The sequence below is a fragment of the Hydrophilobacter chitinilyticus genome (assembly GCF_049860745.1).
Classification (GTDB): domain Bacteria; phylum Pseudomonadota; class Gammaproteobacteria; order Burkholderiales; family Burkholderiaceae_C; genus Rhodoferax_B.
Genome location: NZ_CP187561.1, coordinates 3,019,599 through 3,038,967, shown reverse-complemented (window position 1 = coordinate 3,038,967; position 19,369 = coordinate 3,019,599). Strand labels below are relative to the sequence as shown.

Below are 19,369 nucleotides of genomic sequence, written 5' to 3'. Positions count from 1 at the left end.
AGCCCGCTTACGGGCAGCACCCTCCACAAATTCACGAAGATTCACGCGCGCCCTGCGGCCGCGAAGTCATGATGCTGGGTTAACGGCTGGTGCTTGTGTCCGGCCTCAAAACGCAGGGCGAACTCCATTGCAGCAGGTCACTCCCATAAGTGAAGGGAACTACACGGTGCGCGCGCCAGAAATGGCGATCGCGTTTGGTCCATTTGTGCTCCATCGCACGCAAAAGCTGTTGTTGGAGGACAACCGGCCGGTGCGGCTCGGCAGCCGCGCACTGGAGTTGCTGATCGCACTGGTGGAAAACGCTGGCGAAACCTTGAGCCGAGAAACGCTGGAGGCGCGTGTCTGGCCCCACTCGGTGGTCGAAGAAACCAGCCTGCGCGTGCACATCTCAGCCCTGCGCAAGGCACTCGGTGACGGCCTGGGCGACAGGCGCTACATCAGCAACCAGCCCAGCCGTGGCTATTGTTTTGTGACACCGGTGACATACGTGCCGATTGCGCCGCCAATACCTGCCGGTGGGGCGCCTAGGGCCATGCCGCCCGCCGCCAGCAGTTACTTCCGCCTGCATCTCAACCACAACCTCCCCGTCCGCTTGACGCGCGCGATTGGCCGGGCGGACGTCATCACCGCCTTGGGCGCCAAGCTGGAAAAACACCGCCTGGTGTCCATCGTGGGACCGGGCGGCATGGGCAAAACCACGGTGGCACTGGCGGTGGCACGCGAACACCTTGGCGCCTACCCGCATGGCGCATGGTTGGTGGACCTGACCCCGGTGACCGATGCAGCACTCGTCCCGGCAGCGCTGGCAACCGTCATTGGCACGTCGTTACCGCCCCTGAACCCCTGGCCGGCCCTGGCGGCGTTTTTGGCAGACAGCCATCGCCTCATTGTCCTCGACAACTGCGAACACGTGATCGATGCGGCGGCATTGCTGGTCGAGCAAGTCTTGCGCGCTGCGCCGGGCGTACACATCCTGACCACCAGCCGCGAACCGCTGCAGGCCGATGGCGAGTGGGTCCACCGTCTGCCATCGCTTGACCTGCCGACGGCGGCAGAGCCCCTCAGCCCAACCCAAGCCCTGACGTTTGCTGCGGTGGAGCTTTTTGTCGAACGGGCCTCGGCCAACGCGCACGGCTTTGCCCTGTCGGAGCACAATTTGCCCGTCGTTCGCCAGTTGTGCCGCCAGCTCGACGGCATGCCGCTGGCAATCGAATTGGCTGCAGCCCGGGTCGACAGCCTGGGTGTTCAGGGGCTGGTCACACATCTGGAAGATGTCTTCCGCCTGCTGACACGCGGCCGCCGCACAGCCTTGCCACGGCATCGCACACTGCAAGCGCTCATCGACTGGAGCCACGAACTGTTGAGCGACCCCGAGCAGGTGGTTCTGCGCCGCCTCTCGGTGTTCCGAACAGGCTTCACGCTGGAGTCCGCGTGCCGCGTCTGTGCCTGTGACCGCATCAGTCCGCCCATGGTGATGGAGAGCGTGCTGAGCCTGTGCGCCCGCTCGTTGGTGGCAGTCGACTCGACCGCGCAGGCCAACTGCCACAGGTTGCTGTACATCACGCATACCTACGCCAAAGAGCGCCTGCAAGCCAGCGATGAACAGAATCAACTTTTCGAGCGGCATGCCGAGTACTTTCACGCCTTGCTGGAGCAGGCACGAGCCGACTACGACATCACGCCGATTCACGACTGGCTGGCCCAGTACACGCGGGCGATAGATGACGTGCGTGCAGGTCTTCAGTGGGCGTTCTCGCCTGTTGGCAACGTGCTTCTTGGCGTGTCTCTCGCAACTGCGGCGACAGATCTCATGTTGGAGCTTTCGCTGTATGACGAGTCTCGTCAATACGTTGACACCGCGCTCCTGCACATCCACCAACTCGCGACACCTCAGCCCGAACTCGAGTTGCGCCTCTATGTGGCGCTGTATTTCATCACCGCGCAAACCAGCGGCCAGCCACGCCAGCCCGCCCGAACCTTGGACCACACCATGGAACTCGCGGTGCAGACGGGCTCACCACGGCACATGGTCTATTTGATGCATTCGCTGTGTGCCAATGCCTTTAGTGGCGGCGACTACGTGGCGCTCGCGGATCTGGCCGGACGCGTGGCGACATTGGCCACACACCCCTCAGAGTCTGGTGCGATGCTTCTGTCCGACCGTTTTCTCGCCATGAGCCGGCACTACATGGGACACCACCGCGAAGCCTGGCAGTTGGCGCACCAGGCCCTGGAATACCCCGTCACGTATCTGCTTCGCCGTTACGCGGGCTGGACACCCCGGACGGTCAGCATGGGCATTCTGTTGGCCCGGATTTGCTGGATCGAAGGACGGGGAGACAAGGCCGCCCAGCTCGCGGCGGGGTGTCTTGAGGAAGCCGCCGGCGTCAATCCCCACACCATGTGCATGGCCCTTGCATTGGCGGCAATCCCCATTGCGCTGTGGCGGGGCGATCTGCAAAGAGCAGGTGATCTGGTCGAGGCACTGCGTACCCAAGCCAAACGCCACACATTGAGTTTCTGGCATGCGTGGGCTGAGAACTACAGCATCATCCTCACCTTGCGAAAGCATCCGAACGACACCTCTGCAGTGGCGCTCATGCTCGCGGACTGGACGGCTCCGGTCAGCCCCATGGCCTTGGACATGATCGGCACGCAGGCGCAGGAGATGGTGACACCCCTCAGCCTGGCCAGAGTCGAAAGCGGACAAGTTGGCTGGAACGCGCCAGAAATCCTGCGCGCACAAGGAGAAAACCTGCTCCGCCAGCGCCGCAATTCAGATACAGAAACTTCTGCAGCGGCAGAGTCATTTTTCATGCGCTCGTTGCAAACCGCGCGGCAGCAAAATGCACTCGCCTGGGAATTGCGTGCGGCCCTCAGCATGGCTCGCCTGTGGCAAAGCCAGGGGCAAAAGGCGCAAGCCGCTGATGTGCTGTCGTCCGTCTACGCGCGCTTTACGGAAGGCCTGGACACCACGGACCTTGTCACTGCGCGCGCATTGTTGAACGACTTGGTGGCACAGCCACGCGACCAACGAAAGGCGCAACGTGCCTGACACGTCGCCCACCCTGTCCGCACGGACGGAGGCGGTTGGCCCGTTCGCTCTGTCGCCCTCGCCACTGCAACTACTGTTTCATGGCAGGGCTTTGGCGTTGGATACAGCGGCACTTCAACTTCTTGCCGTGTTATGGGCGCAGCCAGGCACCATCGTCACGGCGGATGTGTTGTGGAAGAAGCTGCAAACCGTTGCACCGCAGATCAAGGCAACGCCAGACCCCACAACGCAGTTGCTGGCGCACGCGGCCAGCATCAACACCGTCATGGCCGAATGTGTGCCACAGGGCTTCTACGTGGCCCACTACCCTGGGGAGGGCTTTGCCTTCGTCGCCCCTGCACCAACAGAAGGACAAACAAAAGGGCAAACGCCCTCTCAACCGCCGCTTGCACTGCTGGCCAAGCCGCGCGACCAGCGCTTGCAACACTCTGCGGGGCGTGCGTCCCACATCATCGGCCGCGAGGCCGTGATCGCGCGGTTGGCGCGGCAGCTACCGCAGCAACGCTTCGTCACCATTGTGGGCGCCGGTGGCATGGGCAAGACCACGGTGGCCCGGGCCCTAGCCACACAGATGGCACCGGCGTACCACGATGGGGTCTACATCGTGGACCTCGCGCCCCTTGGCGACGCGCGGCTGGTACCTACGGCGGTGGCTTCGGCGCTGGGCCTGGCGTTGAGCGCGCAGAACACGCTAGGTGGGCTGGCGGCCTTTGTGCGTGACAAACAGATGTTGATCGTTCTGGACAGTTGTGAACACGTGGTCGACTCCGCCGCTGCAGTGGCGGAGGCTGTGTTGCAAGCCACCGGCAGCGTGCATGTGTTGGCCACCAGCCGCGAGCCGCTTCTGGCACGCGGTGAATGGCTGCACAGGTTGTCTCCGATGGGCTTACCGGCGGCGGGCGAAGCCGCCCAAAGCACCACAGACGCAATGGCCTCCCCGGCCGTGCAGTTGTTTGTCGAGCGCGCCACAGCGGCCAACACTGGCAACGCCGGCTATGTGTTCCGCGAAAGCGACATCGGCCCCATCGCGGCACTCTGCCGGCGGTTGGACGGCATTCCGTTGGCCATCGAAATTGCGGCAGCGCGGGTCGCGCAATTGGGAGTGATCGGCTTGACCAGCCAGGTCGAAGGCCGCTTGTTGTCGTTGACCGGCACACGCCGCACCGCACCACCTCGGCACAAGACATTGGCGGCCATGCTGGACTGGAGCCATGACTTGCTGGCGGCGCCTGAAAAACGCGTGCTGCGCAGGCTCTCCGCGTTTCGCGGCAACTTCACGCTGGACGCCGCCACGGCGGTCGCGGCTGATGCGCAGAGCCATACCGTTGAAATCACGGACGCGGTGTTGAGCCTGGTAGACAAATCACTGGTGGCCCATGCCTCCAACGGTAGCCTGCGCCTGCTGGACACCACGCGCGCCTACGCCCGCGAAAAACTCGGAGCCGATGCCGAATACATGGCGCTCTGCCGCCGCCATGCAGAGTATCTTCGGCATCTGCTGGGCATCGCCCAAGCCGAATGGGAGGCCATGCCGCGAGCAGACTGGTTGGCACGGTATGGCCCATGGATCGATGACATCCGCAAAGCCCTGGAATGGTCTTTTTCATCCGATGGCGACGAGCCACTGGGCATTGCGTTGATTTTTGCCAGCTTCTCACTGGCACGCCAATTGAGTCTAGACGCCGAGTTCAAGGACCACGTCCAACGCGCCCTCAACGCCTTGCTGCACGCCACGCCCCGGCAGTATCTGGTGGAGATCACCCTCAAGGCTTACATCGGCAGCATGGGGCAAAGGGTGGAATCGCAAGACTCTCCTCTCTACAGGTCGCTCGAACAAATATTGGATCTCCCCGACGCCGGCATTGGGCCGCGCGACCAGATCATTGCGCTCGGGTCACTCAACCATGCCTCACTCATGGCGGCCCATTTTTCCGAAGCCATGGTGTCGGCCGGGCGTGCCCACAAGGCGGCACACCAAAGTGGCGACCCGGTCGCCATCATGATTGCGGAGCGCATGCAGGCACAGGCGCAACATTTCATGGGACAGCATGCAAGTGCGCAAACGCTGGCGCAAAACGTGTTGGAGAACAGTTGGCGCAAGATCCCGCTGGCCTACAACCCTTCTCCAGTAGACCAGCGGGTTTCCATGCGCATTCTGCAAGCACGCATCTTGTGGATGCAGGGGCTGGCTGACCAGGCCGATCTCATTGTCAAAGATTGCCTATTGCACGCGCAGAGCGACACCGCGATTGCACAATGCCAGGCGCTGGCCATGTGTGCATTGCCGATTGCATTGTGGAACGGGCGCGATGCGCAATGCCAGGCGCTGGTCAGCAGCCTGGATGAACTTGCCGCGCGCCATTCGCTTGCCTATTGGCAGCATTGGGCGCGCTGCTACCAGCAGGTACTCGCATTGCGGCTTGCGGATTTTCCCCAGCCGGCGGACGCCTCTTCGGCAACCCCTCCGGTCGCACAAGCACTGCTGCAGCATGGTGCGTTCGAGGCCAATTTGCGCGACCACTTGTGCACCTTCAGCCCACGCCTGTTCGGCCCGGACAACGTGGTGCGTGTGCGCAGCGCGATGGTAGGCTGGTGTGGCCCTGAAGTGCTGCGCTTGCAAGGCGAAGCCGTTCGAACGCAAGCGCCCGCGGAGCCAGCGCGCGCAGAAGAGTTCTTTCACCAAGCACTGGCCATGGCAGGTGAACAGCGCGCCCTGTCATGGCAGTTGCGCTCGGCCATCAGTCTGGCCCGCTTGCTGCAATCCCAAGGCCGCGCTTCGGAAGCCCGCGACCAATTGGCCGATGTTTGCGAGCGATTCACCGAAGGCCTGGCCAACGCCGACGTGCGCGATGCGCAGAAACTGCTGGCCGAGCTCCGTGCACCTCGCGTCAACAGTCCAACCAGGCTGCGCCTTATTTGAGGGCCCGCCTTTGCTGCCCCGGCGGGCCAAACGCCAACAGCACAATGCTGGCCGCCAAGGTGGCCGCGATGACGGCAAACATGGCGTTCGTGCCGCCTGTGCGCAGCAGCGGTAGCAAGACAAACGGCGCCACTGCTGCACCGAAGCGATTCAGCGCCCACGCCCCCGCGATCGACGCGGCGCGTGTGTGCGTTGGGAAAAGCTCTGCCCCGTAGACGTTCACGGTCGAGACGTAAAGAAAGCCCGCCAGGCTGAAGGCCACACTGGTAAAGATCAACCAGCCCGGTGTGTCCGATGCGATAAAACCTGCGCCTGCAGCCAACATGGCCGCGGCACACAAGGCGAGTAGCAGGCGCCGCTCCACGCGGTCGACGATGGTTGAAGCCAACAGCGCCCCCACCAGCGGGCCGAAACTGGAGAACCCAACGTAGAGCAACGTGTCCGACAGTTTGAATCCCTTTTGCGTGAGGATCGCGCCCGTGAGGAGCGGAAACGCCACGGTAGACCAGGGGCTTAGCAGGAACAAAGCGCCCACAAGCGACCAACGCTTTGTACCCGACAGTGCTGTCTGAGGAGACGCGTCGGGCAGTTCTTTTTTTGACGCGGCTGCCGCTGTTGTCGTTGCTGCAGTTGGCGCCGACTTGTCAAGGGCCAGTCCCTTTTCAATCAGAAGTACTCTGGCGTTTTCGAAGGCACGGCATGCCGCATCTGCCTGTGCCTGCCGGCCCTTGGCCTGCAGCCAGCGTGGCGACTCGGGCAAAGCGCGAAACAAAAGACCAAAGACGGCAGAGCCCAGCCCGCCGAGCAGAAAGCCCCAGCGCCAGGCCTCCAGTCCAAACGGTTGCAAAGGCGTCAGCGCCCGCACCACAAAGATGCCCAAAACCGGGCCCAGAGAGGCAATCCCCACGGTCACAAAGATCATCATGCCGCGCCGATTCGGCGGCAAGATATCGGTAAGAAAGGCGATCATGATCGGCGGGTAGGCGCCCAAGGCCAGGCCCCCCAGAATGCGGTACACCGTCAGCGAGGTCACCCCTTCGCTGAAGGCTGCGGCCAGCGAGGTCAGCGCCAGCCACAATAACATGGCGATCAAGGTGTTGCGCCGGCCGTACCGGTCCGCCCACCAGCCAAGCGCCGGGGCCCCGACGATGGCACCGATGTAAACCGCCGACAGCAAGAACGACAGTTGCTCCGACGGCACGGTGTTCGGTGGCGTTGAAAACACTGCCGACAGCACGCTGCCGAGTGCAATCTCCAGCAGATCAAACATGAAGCCCAGCGCGCACAGAATGACCGCCGCCATGTGCAAGGTGGTGATGGGCAGACGGTCCATCCGTGCCGAGACGTCGCCCGCCGTCTCCATCGGCCTGGCGGCCCCGGTCGCTCCCGCGGCCACCATGTCCAAGGTTCTCCGCCCTGCTTCGGCGGCTTCCAACTGATGCAGCATCCCCTGTTCCCCCTTGAAGCCAATGCGGCTACCTTGTTGTCTCCGAACATAACTGCTCCCACGCGTTGCGCGCGATGTGAAGCAAAAAAATCACACAGATTCACACCCCATGCCGGTTCTCGGCGTGCACGGAATTCACATGCATTCACTGTTGCATTCGCGGGCTTTGAACGAGTATTTCGGTCACCGGCGCCACAGCGCTCCGGTTCCCACCAGTCGGTCGACTCACAAGGCAACATCACTTGCGGAATACGAGCATGAACACGCATACAAGCCACCTTCATTCCCACAGCGCGACCTCCACCGCGACCTGCGCCACAGCTTGCGCGACCAGCCGCACCACCCCATCGGGCCGAAAACCGGCCATCAAAGTTCAGGTGCGGTTTGCCGAGCCCCTGGTTTGCGCCGGCCTGCGCGCTGCGCTGGAAGATTCGCCCGAGTTCGAACTGCTTCCGTCGCCGCCCAGGGATGGCGGCGGGATCGAACGTGCGATGGGCAATACCGCGTCGTCTGCGCATGCCCGCGCAACCATCGTGGTGACAGACTACGAGCAAGGCCTGGCGTTGATCGCAAATGCAGGCCCCCAGGCCCGGCAAAAATCGAATCAAACCCAAGGCGCCGCACCGCAGGTGCTCATCGTCACGCCGCGCGAAAACGAATGGGACATTCGCCACGCCCTGGAGCTGGGTGTGCGCGGCTACATCTCCCTCGGCTGCGAACTGGCAGAAGTGGCCGAGGCGGTGCGCGCCCTGGACACCGGCCTGCGGCACATCGGGCAGCGGGCGGCGCGCCGCCTGGCAGATAGCGTCGCCTGCACCGCCTTGACGAGCCGCGAGACCGATGTGCTGCGGCTCGTCGCCCTAGGCCACTGCAACAAAGTCGTGGCTCATGAGCTGGACATTGCGGTCGGCACGGTGAAATCGCACCTGAAAACCATCTTTGAAAAGTTGGGCGCCAAGAGCCGCACCGAGGTTGCGATGGTGGCGCAGCAGCGTGGGCTGCTGAGTCCGGCCTTCTCCATGCCTTCCCTCGTCCCGGCGGCGATGCCTGTCACACCGCCAGCCCAGCCCCTGCACATGCGACACCGCGCCCTGCCAAGGTACGGCGCGTTGATGAACTAAGCCGCTGAGCCCCAACCGGAGATTCGGCCCAGAACCCAACCCAGGACGTCAACATGACAAAGCTCCCCCCACCTTACCTTGCGCCTCTCAGCAACCGCGTCGCCGTGGTCACGGGGGCCTCCAGCGGCATAGGCGCGGCCACTGCACGCGTGCTGGCGGCGAGGGGCGCCAAAGTCGCACTGTTGGCCCGGCGTCAGCATCTGCTGGATCAGCATGTCGCTCGCATTGCCGCCGCCGGCGGACATGCCATCGGTATTGCGGTGGACATCACCGATCAGAAGTCGGTGGACGATGCGGTGAAGGTTGTGACCGCAGAGTTTGGCATTGTCAATCTGGTGGTAAACAACGCGGGCGTAATGCTGCCTGCACCCATTGCAGAGGTCCGTAAACAAGACTGGGAGCACATGATTTCGCTCAACGTGACGGCCGCGTTGCGCATCATCGGAGCATTTGTGCCGTCTCTGCTGGAGGCGGCAAAAGAAGGCTGCCCCGCCGATCTGGTCAACATCTCGTCCATCGCCGCGCAGAACGTTTACCCCAACTTTGCGGTCTACAGCGCCACCAAAGCTGCCACCAGCCACCTGTCACGCCACCTGCGCGTGGAATTGGGGGCCAGCGATGTGCGGGTGTCGATGCTGGAGCCAGGCATCGTCGCCACCGAATTACAAAGCCATTTCGCCGACCAGGGCGCCATCGATTGGCTGGAGAGCACCCGCAAAACAATCGACTGGCTACACGGCGAAGACATCGCCGAAACCATTGCCTTCACTGTCGCTCTGCCCAAGCATGTCAACCTGCAGCAGGTGACCATCATGCCAACCCGTCAGGCCAACTGAACGGCGGCACATCTGCCAACACCTTGCGGACGCAGGCCATCAGCGCGGTGCATTGGCACGCGGAAGCTCCTTGGCCACATCGGTGATCAAGCCGCGCAACCAGCGGTGCGCCGGGTCGTGGCGGTAACGCGCATGCCAGGCCATCTCCACCGGAAAAGTACCCAGGTCAACCGGCGTAGGAATCACTTTCAGCCTCGGGTCACTGGCCAGATGCCGGCATATCAAACTGGGCAAGGTGGCGCAGTAGTCGGTCACCGCCACCACCTCCGGTATGGCCAGAAAGTGGGCGACCGACACCACCACGTCGCGCTTCAAATTCGTGCGCTGCAGCGCTTGAAACAAGCCCACACGCAGCCGCCCGGCAGGCAATACGTTGACGTGTTTGAGTTGCTCAAACTGGCGTTTTGAAATCTTCTGATCGACCTGCGGATGGTCGGCTCGCACGATGCACGCCAGGCCGTCGTCCATCAAATGCTGCACTACCAGGTTGTCTGGCGGGTCCGCAAAACGCCCCAGCGCCATCGCCGTGGTGCCCGAGATCACACCGGTATCGGCCAGGTCGCTACCGTAAGGTGTGCAGCGCAACCGGATGCCGGGCGCCACCTCGCTCAACTTCGCCACCACGGCAGGTACCAGCACCAATTCCACATAGCTGTTTGGCGCAATGGTGATGAGCTGATTCGCCTTGGCCGGTTCAAAGTCTTGCTGCCCGACGATCACCTCGTCCAAGCTGGCCAGCGCGGCCGCAATCAACGGCGCTAACGCCTCGGCTTTTTGTGTGGGCTGCATGCCATAACGTTCGCGGATGAACAGCGGGTCGTGCAGCAAGTCGCGCAGCCGGTTCAAGGCGTTCGACAGCGCCGGTTGGGTAATGCCCAGGCGCTCCGCCGCGCGGGTCACGCTGCGCTCTTCCATCAAGGTGATGAACACCGGCAATAGATTCAGGTCGTACCGCATCCAGTCATTATGTTGAATGAATATCTGAAATTCAAATAGTAAATTGGATTAATAACTGGTGGGCTCGCATCATTCACCCCAGCGAATGGTTCCCAGGTTGTTTTGAAGCTGACGACACCACTCGCCACTTTGACCCAACCCCTCATCAGGAGAATTTCATGATCACTTTTTATGCCTACGGCGCCCCCAATCCCCACAAGGTTTCAATCGCTCTGTTGGAGCTTGGCCTAGCCCATCAGATCAACGTGGTGGAGATCTGGCAAGGCGCGGGCCAGTCGCCAGAGTTTCTGGCTGTGAACCCCAACGGCAAGGTGCCGGTCATCGTGGACGACGAAACCGGCCTGACGATCTCGGAGTCGAACGCCATCCTGCTGTACCTGGCCGAGAAAACCGGCAAGCTGTTGCCCACCGACGCCAAGCTGCGCCAGCGCGCACTGGAACTGCTGTTCTTCCAGGCCTCGGGCGTGGGCCCGATGTTTGGCCAGCGCGCCTGGTTCACCTTGTTCTCGCCAGAGAAGGTGCCTTATGCCATCACGCGTTACCGCAACGAGGCCGAGCGCTTGACCGGCGTTGTCGAAGGCATCCTGCAGGAAGGCAAGCCCTGGTTCCTGGGCGATGAATATTCGATTGTGGACATTGCTTTCATGGGCTGGATCTGGACTGCTGTGCAAATGCATTTCCCCATCGATGCCTATCCCAAGTTGAAAGCATGGTTTGACCGCATGCTGGCCCGCGAAGCGGTGCAAAAAGGCATCATCACGCCGAACCCGCTGCCCACCTTCGGCACACCTGCCACAGCCGAGTAAATCGCTGCACCACACTGCTCTCACAAAGGATAGAACCATGGCTCTCAAAGACATTCTTCCTGGCCAACTGGGTTTTGGTACGGCCCCACTGGGCAATATGTTCCGCGACATTCCCGAGGCCGAAGCACAGGCGACGGTAGAAGCCGCGTGGAACGACGGCATTCGTTATTTCGACAACGCGCCGTTCTACGGTGCGGGGCTGGCCGAAATCCGCATGGGCGAGGCGCTGGCCGCCAAGCCACGCAGCGACTACGTCATCAGCACCAAGGTGGGCCGCCTCATCCTCGATGAAGTGGAAGATGTGAGTACGCGTGACCTGGGCGAAAAAGGCAGTGTGTTCCAGCATGGCCGGCCCAACCGCATCGTCAACGATTACTCGGAAGACGCCACCCTGCGCTCCATCGAAGACAGCCTCAAACGCCTGAAGACCGACCACATCGACATCGTCTGGGTGCATGACGTGGCGCAGGACTTTTATGGCGACGAATGGCTGGGCCAATTTGAGAGCGCGCGCAAAGGCGCTTTCAAGGCACTCGACCGTTTGCGCGACGAAGGTGTCATCAAAGCCTGGGGGCTGGGCGTCAACCGCGTCGAGCCGATTGAGCTGCTGCTGGCGCTGGACGCGCCGCGTCCCGACGGCTTTCTGCTGGCCGGCCGCTACACATTGCTAGACCACGACCGCGCCTTGCAGCGCGTGCTGCCCGAAGTGGTGGTGCGTGGTTTGGGCATTGTGGTGGGCGGGCCGTACAGCTCTGGCGCGCTGGTGGGCGGCCCGAATTTTGAATATGCGCCTGCCAAGCCAGAGATCCTGGCCAAGGTGGCGCACATCAAATCGATTGCCGACCGCTATGGCCTCAGCATGAAGGCCGCCGGTCTGCAGTTTTCGCTGGCCCACCCGGGCGTGGCGGCGGTCATTCCGGGCGCCAGCCAACCCAGCCGTATTGCCGAAGACCGGGCCGCGCTGAACGAGGTGGTGCCCGTCGACTTCTGGCGCGAACTCCGAAAGGCGGCCCTGGTGCATCCGGCCGCACCACTCCCCGGCGGGGCGTGATACCGTTCTAGCCAGTGCGGTTTGTGGGGGAATTGCCATGGTTGTTTCGGTTCATGCGCCATCTGATCCGTTAACTCGAGAGGCGCTGCTGGACGAGTTTGCCAACCTCGTCCAACGCCACACCTCGGGCAGTGGCGAGATGCAGTCGGCCATTCCCTCTTTGACCTTTTTCCGCTACACGGCACCGTCCCAAAGCGAGTGCCAATTCACCAAGGTGGCGCTCATCTTTTCGCTGCGCGGCAGCAAAACGGTGACGGTGGGCAACTCGTCTTACCGCTACGACCCGCAGCATTGTTTGCTGAGTTTGGTGGATATGCCAGCTTCCGGACGGGTTGACGTTGCCACCCCTGAGCAACCAGCGTTGTGTGTAGCCTTTGAGATCGACATGAAGCTGGTGGCCGACTTGGTGGGGCTGAGCGAACTGCCGCCGCCCGACGAAGCTCCTGCGGGGCTGGAAATCAGCGTAGGCCCGTTGCCCCTGGAAGTGCTGGACGCCGTGTACCGCCTGGCGCGCTTGCTCGACACGCCCAAACACATCGCCATGCTCGGCCCGCTACTCGAGAAAGAAATCATCTACCGCGTGCTGATGAGCCACCAGGGCATGCGCCTGCGCCATGCGCTGACCACAGAGAGCCGCACGTCCAAGGTGTCCAAGGCCATTGACTGGATCAAAGCGCGCTACGACACCTCGTTTCGCATTGAAGAACTGGCGGCGCATGTCAACATGAGCACGTCGTCGCTGCACCAGCACTTTAAGGGTGCCACCACACTCAGCCCGCTGCAGTTCCAGAAGCGCTTGCGTTTGGTGGAGGCGCGCCAACTGCTGATCCGGCGGGGCAGTGATGTGCGCGTGGTGGCGTCCACCGTGGGCTACGACAACCTCTCGCAATTTCACCGCGAGTACAAACGCCTGTTTGGCGCGCCGCCGATCCAGGACGCGTCGCGCCAGCGCGGTCATTTCTCTGGCAGCCTGCACGCTTCGTGATGCACCTGCCGGTTATGAACTTTGGAGTTTTCTGCACCAAGTTCGGTCGAACCTGCAATTCGCCAGCCCCCTCTTTTCGGACAATCTGAACACGCACCGGGTCTCAATCTGTGGTGTCCCGCAGGGCGTTAGAACCCGGATCAGCCGTCGAAGTTTGCCCAGGAGTTTTCAAGCGAATGAAGATGCATGCCCTACCCGCCCAGTTGATCCGTAAACTGGCCGAAATCCTGCCCCTCCAGTGCGCCGGCCCGGCGCCAGGCGCTGCGCCCGTCGGCCGATTGGTGGAAAAGCAGTTGCAAAAAATGATGGACCGATTGAGCCCAGACATCTTGCTCGGCACCGTCTCGCTGGAGGGCACGCTGACCTACGTCAACCGCCCGGCCCTGGAAGCTTTGGGATACCCCCGCGATGGCTTGCTGGGGTACCCCATGGTGGACGCCGCGTGGTGGCCTTCATCGCCGGCAGCACGTGGGCAGATCCACGATGCCTTCCACCGTGCGCTGCGGGGCGAAACCTCGCGCTTCGACATCGACGCCATCGCCCAGAAAGGGCGCACCCTGACGCTCGACATCATGTTCATGCCCCTGTTGGCAGACGATGGCAAGGTAGCCGCCGTGCTGCTCTCCGGCCGCAACATCACCGAGAGGGTGTTGGCGCAGACGCGCAGCACCTACCTGGCCACGCACGATTGTTTGACGGGCCTGCCCAACCGGCAAAGCTTTGTCTGCAGCATCAAAGACCGCTTGGCGTGCGATAGCCCCAAAGCTGGCACGTTCAGTCTTCTGGCCTTGGGTCTGGATCGGTTGAACTGGGTCAACGAAGCCTTGGGCCCCTCGGCCGGCGATCTGGTGCTGCGTTCGTTTGCGCAACGTTTGCGCGAAGCGTTTGGCGCCGAGGCAACAGCCGCGCGGCTTGGCTGCGATGTATTTGCGGTCTTGATCCCCGCGCCGCTGAACGCCGCTCAAGCCATGGCACGCACTGCCCAGCAGCGGCTAGACACGCCGATCACCATCCAGGGGCGCACCTTGTACATGAGCTTTTGCGGCGGTGTGACCGAAGTCCATCTGCCGCAAGCCAAGCCCGACGAAGCACAGGCTTTGCTGCAACAGGCCGAGACGGCGTTGTGTTATGCCAAGCTGCAGGGGCCAGGCAGTGTCAGCCCTTTTGTGCCGCCAGCCCCTTCATCCGATTTCTCTCGGCTCTTTCTGCTGTCCGATCTACACGATGCAGTGCCGCGCGGAGAGCTGGTGGTGTACTACCAGCCGCAATGGAACGCCAGAACCAACCAAGTCACCGGAGCCGAAGCGCTGGTGCGCTGGCAACACCCTGAACATGGCCTGGTGCCGCCCGATCAATTCATCCCCGTCGCCGAAGATTCGGGGCTCATCGTGCCGATCGGTGCCTGGGTTCTACGCCAAGCTTGTGAAGCCGCCGTGCGCTGGCAAATGGCTGGTTTTTGCGGCCTGCATGTGTCGGTCAACGTCTCGCCTCGGCAACTGCAAGGCTGGGACTTTCCGGCGACTGTGATGGCCATCCTGGCTGACACAGGCTTGCCGCCTGAACGCCTGGTGTTGGAGATCACTGAAAGCGCGCTGATGGAAAACGTAGCGCATGTGCGTGCGCTGCTGGCCTCGTTGCGTGACGAGGGCATTACCATCGCGCTCGACGATTTCGGCGCGGGCTACTCGTCCTTGGGGCAGTTGCGCCAATTGCCGATTGATGTCTTGAAAATCGACCGCGCTCTGGTTCCTGACGTGGCAGCGGGTGCAGAGTCTGCGTCCATCACCCGGGCCATCATCACCATGGCCTCCAGTCTCAGGTTGCAGGTGTTGGCCGAAGGGGTGGAAACGCGCAGTCAAGTGGAGATGCTGACCCACAGCGGCTGCCACCTGATGCAGGGTTACTTTCTCAGCCGCCCGCTACAGGAATCAGAGCTGGTCAAGCTGCTGGGACGCCACTCAGCGCAAGAATCGCCTAGAGCCGCGGTAGTTTCGCGCCGCGCCTCGGCGCGGGCCAATGCCCTGGCCATCCTGCAGTTGACCTTTTAGGCGTGGCTTTCTCTGCCGCCGCACAGGCCTTTTCGAGACGGCCTTGCCGGCACCCGGCACGGCAGCACAAGCCAAGGATCCGAAGTTCACGTTTACGCCACGATCTTTTGGGCGTTAAAAACCACAATTCATTCCATCGCAACACACCGAAAGATGGACATGAAAACCACCGCCAAGACCACCAAGATTTCCGCCGCTGCCGCTGCTGTTCTTGCTCTCGGCTTTGGTTTGACTTCTTTCGGCGCACAAGCCGCCGGCAACATGGCCGGCCAGTTGAACGCCAAGATGGTGTTGCAAGCCGGTTGCTACATCAGCGGTGCCTCTGGCGCCGGCAGCAGCGGTGTGAACCTGGGTACGCTGGACTTCGGTTCACAGCCCAGCACCTTCACCGGTGTGTTGACCGCCAACGCCACCGGTGGTGTGGGCGGCGCAGGTGCCACGCAAATCGTCTGCTCTCCTGATGTGACGGCCTTGACCGTGTCGGTCAGCGGCGGCAACAACGCCGGCCAAGGTGGCAGCATCGGCACCGGCTCACGCGCCATGAAGCTGGGCACCAGCTACCTGCCTTATGAGGTCTACAGCGACGCCGCCTTGACCACCGCCTACCCCGCCAACGCCACCGCTTTGGGCGTGACCTTGCCCGGTACCGGCGCCGCTGTGAACCTGCCGGTTTATGGCCGCATCAACAAGACCAGCACCAACGGTATGACGTCTGGTACCTACGTCGACACCCTGCAAGTGACCCTGAGCTGGTAACGCCGCGCACAGGGCAGCACGCGCCCGAACCCTGCCCCTTATTTAAGCCTCTCGTTTGACGACAACAGGACACTCAGCATCCTTTGATATCAGCCCCGTGAATACTCCGCGAAGCCGCTGAGAAAGGCCTAGCACTCCAAAAGGAATCTTTTCTCATGAATGCTTCGATCAAGCTCTTGCCTGCGTCTCTCCATGAAGAGGCGCGCACGGCGGCCTTGTTAGCGGCGCTGGAACAAGTCCAGGCCGTGGTGGAGTTTGACCTTGAGGGGCGGGTGTTGCGCGCGAATGCGCTGTTTCTCGACTTGCTGGGTTACAGCGCCGACGAAGTTCAAGGCCAGCATCACCGCATTTTCTGCCCGCCCGAGATCACCAGCACCGACGCCTACCGCGACATGTGGGACGCCTTGCGTGCCGGAGAGGTGCGCGAAGATGTGTTCCTGCGCGTCAGCAAGTCGGGCAAACCTCTTTGGCTACAAGCCTCATACAACCCGGTGCGGGATGACAAGGGCCGTACGGTCGGGGTCGTCAAGCTGGCCACCGACGTGACAGACCAGCGCAAGCAGCAGGCCGACTCCCTGGGCAAGATCGCAGCGATCCACAAAGTGCAGGCCGTCATCGAGTTTGATATGCACGGCCGCATCCTCTGGGCGAACGACAACTTTCTGAGCACCTTGGGCTATACGCTGGACGAAATCGTAGGCCAACACCACCGTATCTTCTGCGAGCCCAAGTTTGCAAATTCGGCGGAGTACGCCAGTTTTTGGGACCAGCTGGGCCGTGGTGAATTCAGTGCCGGGCGCTATCGCCGTCTGACCAAGAGCGGCAATGAGGTCTGGATCCAGGCGTCTTACAACCCGATTCTGGACACGACGGGCAAACCGACCAAGGTGGTGAAGTTCGCCACCGACATCACCCATGAGATGAATGCGTCTGTCGAAACCAAAGGAAAACTCGACGCCATTGGCTTGTCGCAGGCCGTCATCGAATTTGATATGCAGGGCAATGTATTGATGGCCAACGCCAACTTCCTGCGCACCATGGGCTACACCTTGACTGAAATTCAGGGCCAGCACCACAGCATGTTTTGCGAACCCGGCCTCGCGCAGAGCCAGGTCTACCGAGACTTCTGGGCCGACCTGGGAGAAGGCAAGTTCCAGAGCGCCAGATACCGGCGCATTGGCAAACACCAGGCCGAGGTGTGGATTCAAGCCACCTATAACCCCATCCTCAACGTCGATGGACGCCCTTACAAAGTGGTGAAGTACGCCATCGACGTGACCGCGCTGGTACTGCGCGAACAAGCCGTAGCGCAAAAGGTGAAAGAGATCACCAAGGTGCTGCAAGCCATGAGCCAATCGATCAAACGTCTGGCACGCGGCACCGAGCGCTCCACCGAACTGGCCGAACAAACGCAGCGTGAAGCCGGCGACGGAAGCCAACTTGTGCGCCGCTCCCGCGACGCCATCATCGCCATCGAACGCTCCTCGGCCGATATCCATGAGATTGTCGACACCATCAGCGACATCTCCAGCCAAACCCACTTGCTGGCTTTTAACGCCGCCATCGAGGCTGCGCGCGCGGGTGAGCACGGCATCGGCTTCTCTGTGGTGGCCGACGAAGTGCGCAAGCTGGCCGAGAAATCCTCTCTCGCCGCACGCGAAATCGCCAAGCTGATCAACCAGACCGTGAGCCGCGTGGCGGAAGGCAGCCGCCTGTCCGAAGACGTTGATGCTGCACTTTCGCGCATTCTGGGCGCGGTGGAGAACACCACCCGTTCCATCAGCGAGATCCGCAGCGCCACCCTTGAGCAAGAAGACTCCACGCAGGACGTTGCCAAACTGCTGGACGATCTGCAGGGGCAAGACAACACACTCGCCGCCGCATGAACACCACCACGGCACACACTTGGCACACGGCCTCAGCGCAATCTGCCGTGGTGCCCAACGGCGGGCCGCATGTCCATGTGCGCGTAGGCGGCTGTAACATTGCCGTGCCGATTGCGCAGGTGCGCCAGGCGCTGCCGCTGCAAGGTCTCACGCTGTTGCCGCGCCGCCAAGCCGGCGCGCTGCTGGGCGTAGTCAATGCAGAAGGTGGTGCGGTGCCCATCGTCAGCCTCGGTCGCTGGGTGCCCCTGGATGAAAAAGAGGAAGAAGACACTGAGGCCGCGCAACGAAGGCTCCTTCTGCTGCAACACCATGGCAACTGGATCGGCATCCGCGTGGACGCGGTCCTGGGCGTCAAGATGGTCGCGCCAGGCGCAGTGCGACGCGTGCACCAGGTGTCAGACGCCGACGAGTTGTTTGAGTCTGTTGTTCCCGCTACGGCCCATTGCCCCACGCTGTGTGTTCTGGAAGTAGCGCGGCTGATGCACCTGAGCCAAATCTGGTGCGCCGAAGCGGACGTGCAAAACCTTTCGCCCCACGCAGCCGATGCGGCCGATTCCGCAACCCAACACCAGGCAGTACAAACGCAGCGCCATGCAGTTTTCCAGATCGGCTCGGAACTTTGGGCCGTGCCAGTGCAAGCCATCGAGCAAGTGGTGCCCGTGCCAGGCATCGAACTCGCGCTGGGCCGCACCGAGCGCAGTTGGGCCATCTGCCAGTGGCAGGACCGAAAGTTGCCGCTGGTCGACATCAGCGCAGACCGGCGAGCGGCCAGCGCCCAAGAGGCGCCATGGATGGTGCTGCTGAGCCATGGGCCGATGCGCCTGGGCCTCACCGTCACGGCTTGCAAACAGTTTGTGGATCTGGCAAAGGATGCCGCAACCAGCACCCCAAACGACCCGTTGTTGGCCGGCATCACCATGTGGCCAGGCCTGGGCAAATTGCGTGTTCTGGACCCAGCCAAGCTTTTTCAACTGACACCCGAAGCCGCCATCAGCCTCAACACCCCGGCGGCGAAGTCAAGCGTGGTGTCCAACCAGATGAATGCGGCCGAGTCCACGCCCTACATCGTGTTCGACGCAGACCAACGTTATGCCTCGCCGGTGACCGGCGTTGTCGGCGTGGTGGAGCTGTCTGAACAGACCATCCAGGACTTGCGCTCGGAGCAACGCGCCGTGATGGCCTGGCGTGGCCAGACCATCAGCGTTGTCAAGCTACCTGCCATTGGCAAACCTGACAGCAAACCTGCCGCAGAGGACAGCGCGCGCCTGGCGGTGCTGGTGAAAGCGAACGACGACGATTCGCCACCACTGGGTATTGCCATCAAGAGCCTGAGCGATTGGCTGCCGGCCCACAGCGCGCAACGCAGTGGCGTGCGCATGGGCACGATGGGCGAGTTCAGCTTGATCAACGTGCCGGGGCCCTCTCACCAGACCAGTCTCGTTGTGGTGGATCTGGCCGAGATGGCACACCTGCTGAGTTGAGTGCTTTGCGTCTTTTTTAT

Annotated in this window: 13 protein-coding genes; 11 read left to right on the top strand and 2 right to left on the bottom strand. The window is 62.1% G+C overall.

Annotated elements, in window-relative coordinates; translation table 11 throughout:
• Positions 1-166 precede the first annotated feature (166 nt).
• Positions 167-3,055, top strand: coding sequence for an ATP-binding protein (locus ACPWMG_RS13415; protein ID WP_483305135.1), 2,889 nt, complete (start codon positions 167-169; stop codon positions 3,053-3,055).
• Positions 3,048-5,975: an ATP-binding protein gene (locus tag ACPWMG_RS13410; RefSeq protein ID WP_483305134.1), complete on the top strand. Its 2,928-nt coding sequence runs from the start codon at positions 3,048-3,050 to the stop codon at positions 5,973-5,975. Before ACPWMG_RS13415 ends, ACPWMG_RS13410 begins: the two co-directional genes overlap by 8 nt.
• Here ACPWMG_RS13410 and ACPWMG_RS13405 read toward each other — a convergent pair.
• Entirely contained in the window at positions 5,968-7,422 is a 1,455-nt protein-coding gene (locus ACPWMG_RS13405; protein WP_483305133.1) for an MFS transporter, read from the bottom strand. The two genes, ACPWMG_RS13410 and ACPWMG_RS13405, sit on opposite strands and share 8 nt — an antisense overlap.
• Before the next feature lie 257 nt (positions 7,423-7,679).
• On the opposite strand from ACPWMG_RS13405, the gene ACPWMG_RS13400 reads away from it, so the two are divergent.
• Both ACPWMG_RS13400 and ACPWMG_RS13395 read left to right on the top strand, forming a co-directional pair.
• A complete protein-coding gene (locus ACPWMG_RS13400) occupies positions 7,680-8,543 on the top strand; it encodes a response regulator transcription factor (RefSeq protein ID WP_483305132.1) in 864 nt (287 codons plus the stop codon).
• Positions 8,544-8,596: 53 nt separating this feature from the next.
• Positions 8,597-9,379: an SDR family oxidoreductase gene (locus tag ACPWMG_RS13395; protein WP_483305131.1), complete on the top strand. Its 783-nt coding sequence runs from the start codon at positions 8,597-8,599 to the stop codon at positions 9,377-9,379.
• Between the two features lie 39 nt (positions 9,380-9,418).
• On the opposite strand, the gene ACPWMG_RS13390 is transcribed toward ACPWMG_RS13395, so the two are convergent.
• A complete protein-coding gene (locus ACPWMG_RS13390) occupies positions 9,419-10,336 on the bottom strand; it encodes a LysR family transcriptional regulator (protein ID WP_483305130.1) in 918 nt (305 codons plus the stop codon).
• 158 nt (positions 10,337-10,494) lie between these two features.
• Here ACPWMG_RS13390 and ACPWMG_RS13385 point away from each other — a divergent pair, with 158 nt between their 5' ends.
• The 7 genes from ACPWMG_RS13385 (at position 10,495) to ACPWMG_RS13355 (ending at position 19,349) form a co-directional block, all read left to right on the top strand.
• Entirely contained in the window at positions 10,495-11,142 is a 648-nt protein-coding gene (locus ACPWMG_RS13385) for a glutathione S-transferase family protein (protein WP_483305129.1), read from the top strand.
• Positions 11,143-11,179: 37 nt separating this feature from the next.
• Positions 11,180-12,193 (top strand): aldo/keto reductase, encoded by a 1,014-nt coding sequence (locus tag ACPWMG_RS13380; RefSeq protein WP_483305128.1) that lies wholly within the window; start codon positions 11,180-11,182, stop codon positions 12,191-12,193.
• A 37-nt stretch (positions 12,194-12,230) separates the two neighbouring features.
• The gene (locus ACPWMG_RS13375) at positions 12,231-13,178 is read left to right on the top strand and encodes an AraC family transcriptional regulator (protein WP_483305127.1); all 948 of its coding nucleotides are present in this window, start codon (positions 12,231-12,233) and stop codon (positions 13,176-13,178) included.
• A gap of 176 nt (positions 13,179-13,354) precedes the next feature.
• Positions 13,355-15,226, top strand: coding sequence for a putative bifunctional diguanylate cyclase/phosphodiesterase (locus ACPWMG_RS13370; protein ID WP_483305126.1), 1,872 nt, complete (start codon positions 13,355-13,357; stop codon positions 15,224-15,226).
• 159 nt (positions 15,227-15,385) lie between these two features.
• Complete coding sequence (locus ACPWMG_RS13365) at positions 15,386-15,982, top strand: Csu type fimbrial protein (protein WP_483305125.1); 597 nt, start codon at positions 15,386-15,388, stop codon at positions 15,980-15,982.
• A gap of 155 nt (positions 15,983-16,137) precedes the next feature.
• The gene (locus tag ACPWMG_RS13360; RefSeq protein WP_483305124.1) at positions 16,138-17,868 is read left to right on the top strand and encodes a methyl-accepting chemotaxis protein; all 1,731 of its coding nucleotides are present in this window, start codon (positions 16,138-16,140) and stop codon (positions 17,866-17,868) included.
• A complete protein-coding gene (locus ACPWMG_RS13355; protein WP_483305123.1) occupies positions 17,865-19,349 on the top strand; it encodes a chemotaxis protein CheW in 1,485 nt (494 codons plus the stop codon). Before ACPWMG_RS13360 ends, ACPWMG_RS13355 begins: the two co-directional genes overlap by 4 nt.
• Positions 19,350-19,369 lie beyond the last annotated feature (20 nt).

What these genes read in the sequence shown, in the direction of transcription:
- ACPWMG_RS13405 (WP_483305133.1), bottom strand. Translation starts at nt 7,422, where the DNA reads ATGCTGCATCAGTTGGAAGCCGCCGAAGCAGGGCGGAGAACCTTGGAC.
- ACPWMG_RS13400 (WP_483305132.1), top strand. Translation starts at nt 7,680, where the DNA reads ATGAACACGCATACAAGCCACCTTCATTCCCACAGCGCGACCTCCACC.
- ACPWMG_RS13395 (WP_483305131.1), top strand. Translation starts at nt 8,597, where the DNA reads ATGACAAAGCTCCCCCCACCTTACCTTGCGCCTCTCAGCAACCGCGTC.
- ACPWMG_RS13390 (WP_483305130.1), bottom strand. Translation starts at nt 10,336, where the DNA reads ATGCGGTACGACCTGAATCTATTGCCGGTGTTCATCACCTTGATGGAA.
- ACPWMG_RS13385 (WP_483305129.1), top strand. Translation starts at nt 10,495, where the DNA reads ATGATCACTTTTTATGCCTACGGCGCCCCCAATCCCCACAAGGTTTCA.
- ACPWMG_RS13380 (WP_483305128.1), top strand. Translation starts at nt 11,180, where the DNA reads ATGGCTCTCAAAGACATTCTTCCTGGCCAACTGGGTTTTGGTACGGCC.
- ACPWMG_RS13375 (WP_483305127.1), top strand. Translation starts at nt 12,231, where the DNA reads ATGGTTGTTTCGGTTCATGCGCCATCTGATCCGTTAACTCGAGAGGCG.
- ACPWMG_RS13370 (WP_483305126.1), top strand. Translation starts at nt 13,355, where the DNA reads ATGAAGATGCATGCCCTACCCGCCCAGTTGATCCGTAAACTGGCCGAA.
- ACPWMG_RS13365 (WP_483305125.1), top strand. Translation starts at nt 15,386, where the DNA reads ATGAAAACCACCGCCAAGACCACCAAGATTTCCGCCGCTGCCGCTGCT.
- ACPWMG_RS13360 (WP_483305124.1), top strand. Translation starts at nt 16,138, where the DNA reads ATGAATGCTTCGATCAAGCTCTTGCCTGCGTCTCTCCATGAAGAGGCG.
- ACPWMG_RS13355 (WP_483305123.1), top strand. Translation starts at nt 17,865, where the DNA reads ATGAACACCACCACGGCACACACTTGGCACACGGCCTCAGCGCAATCT.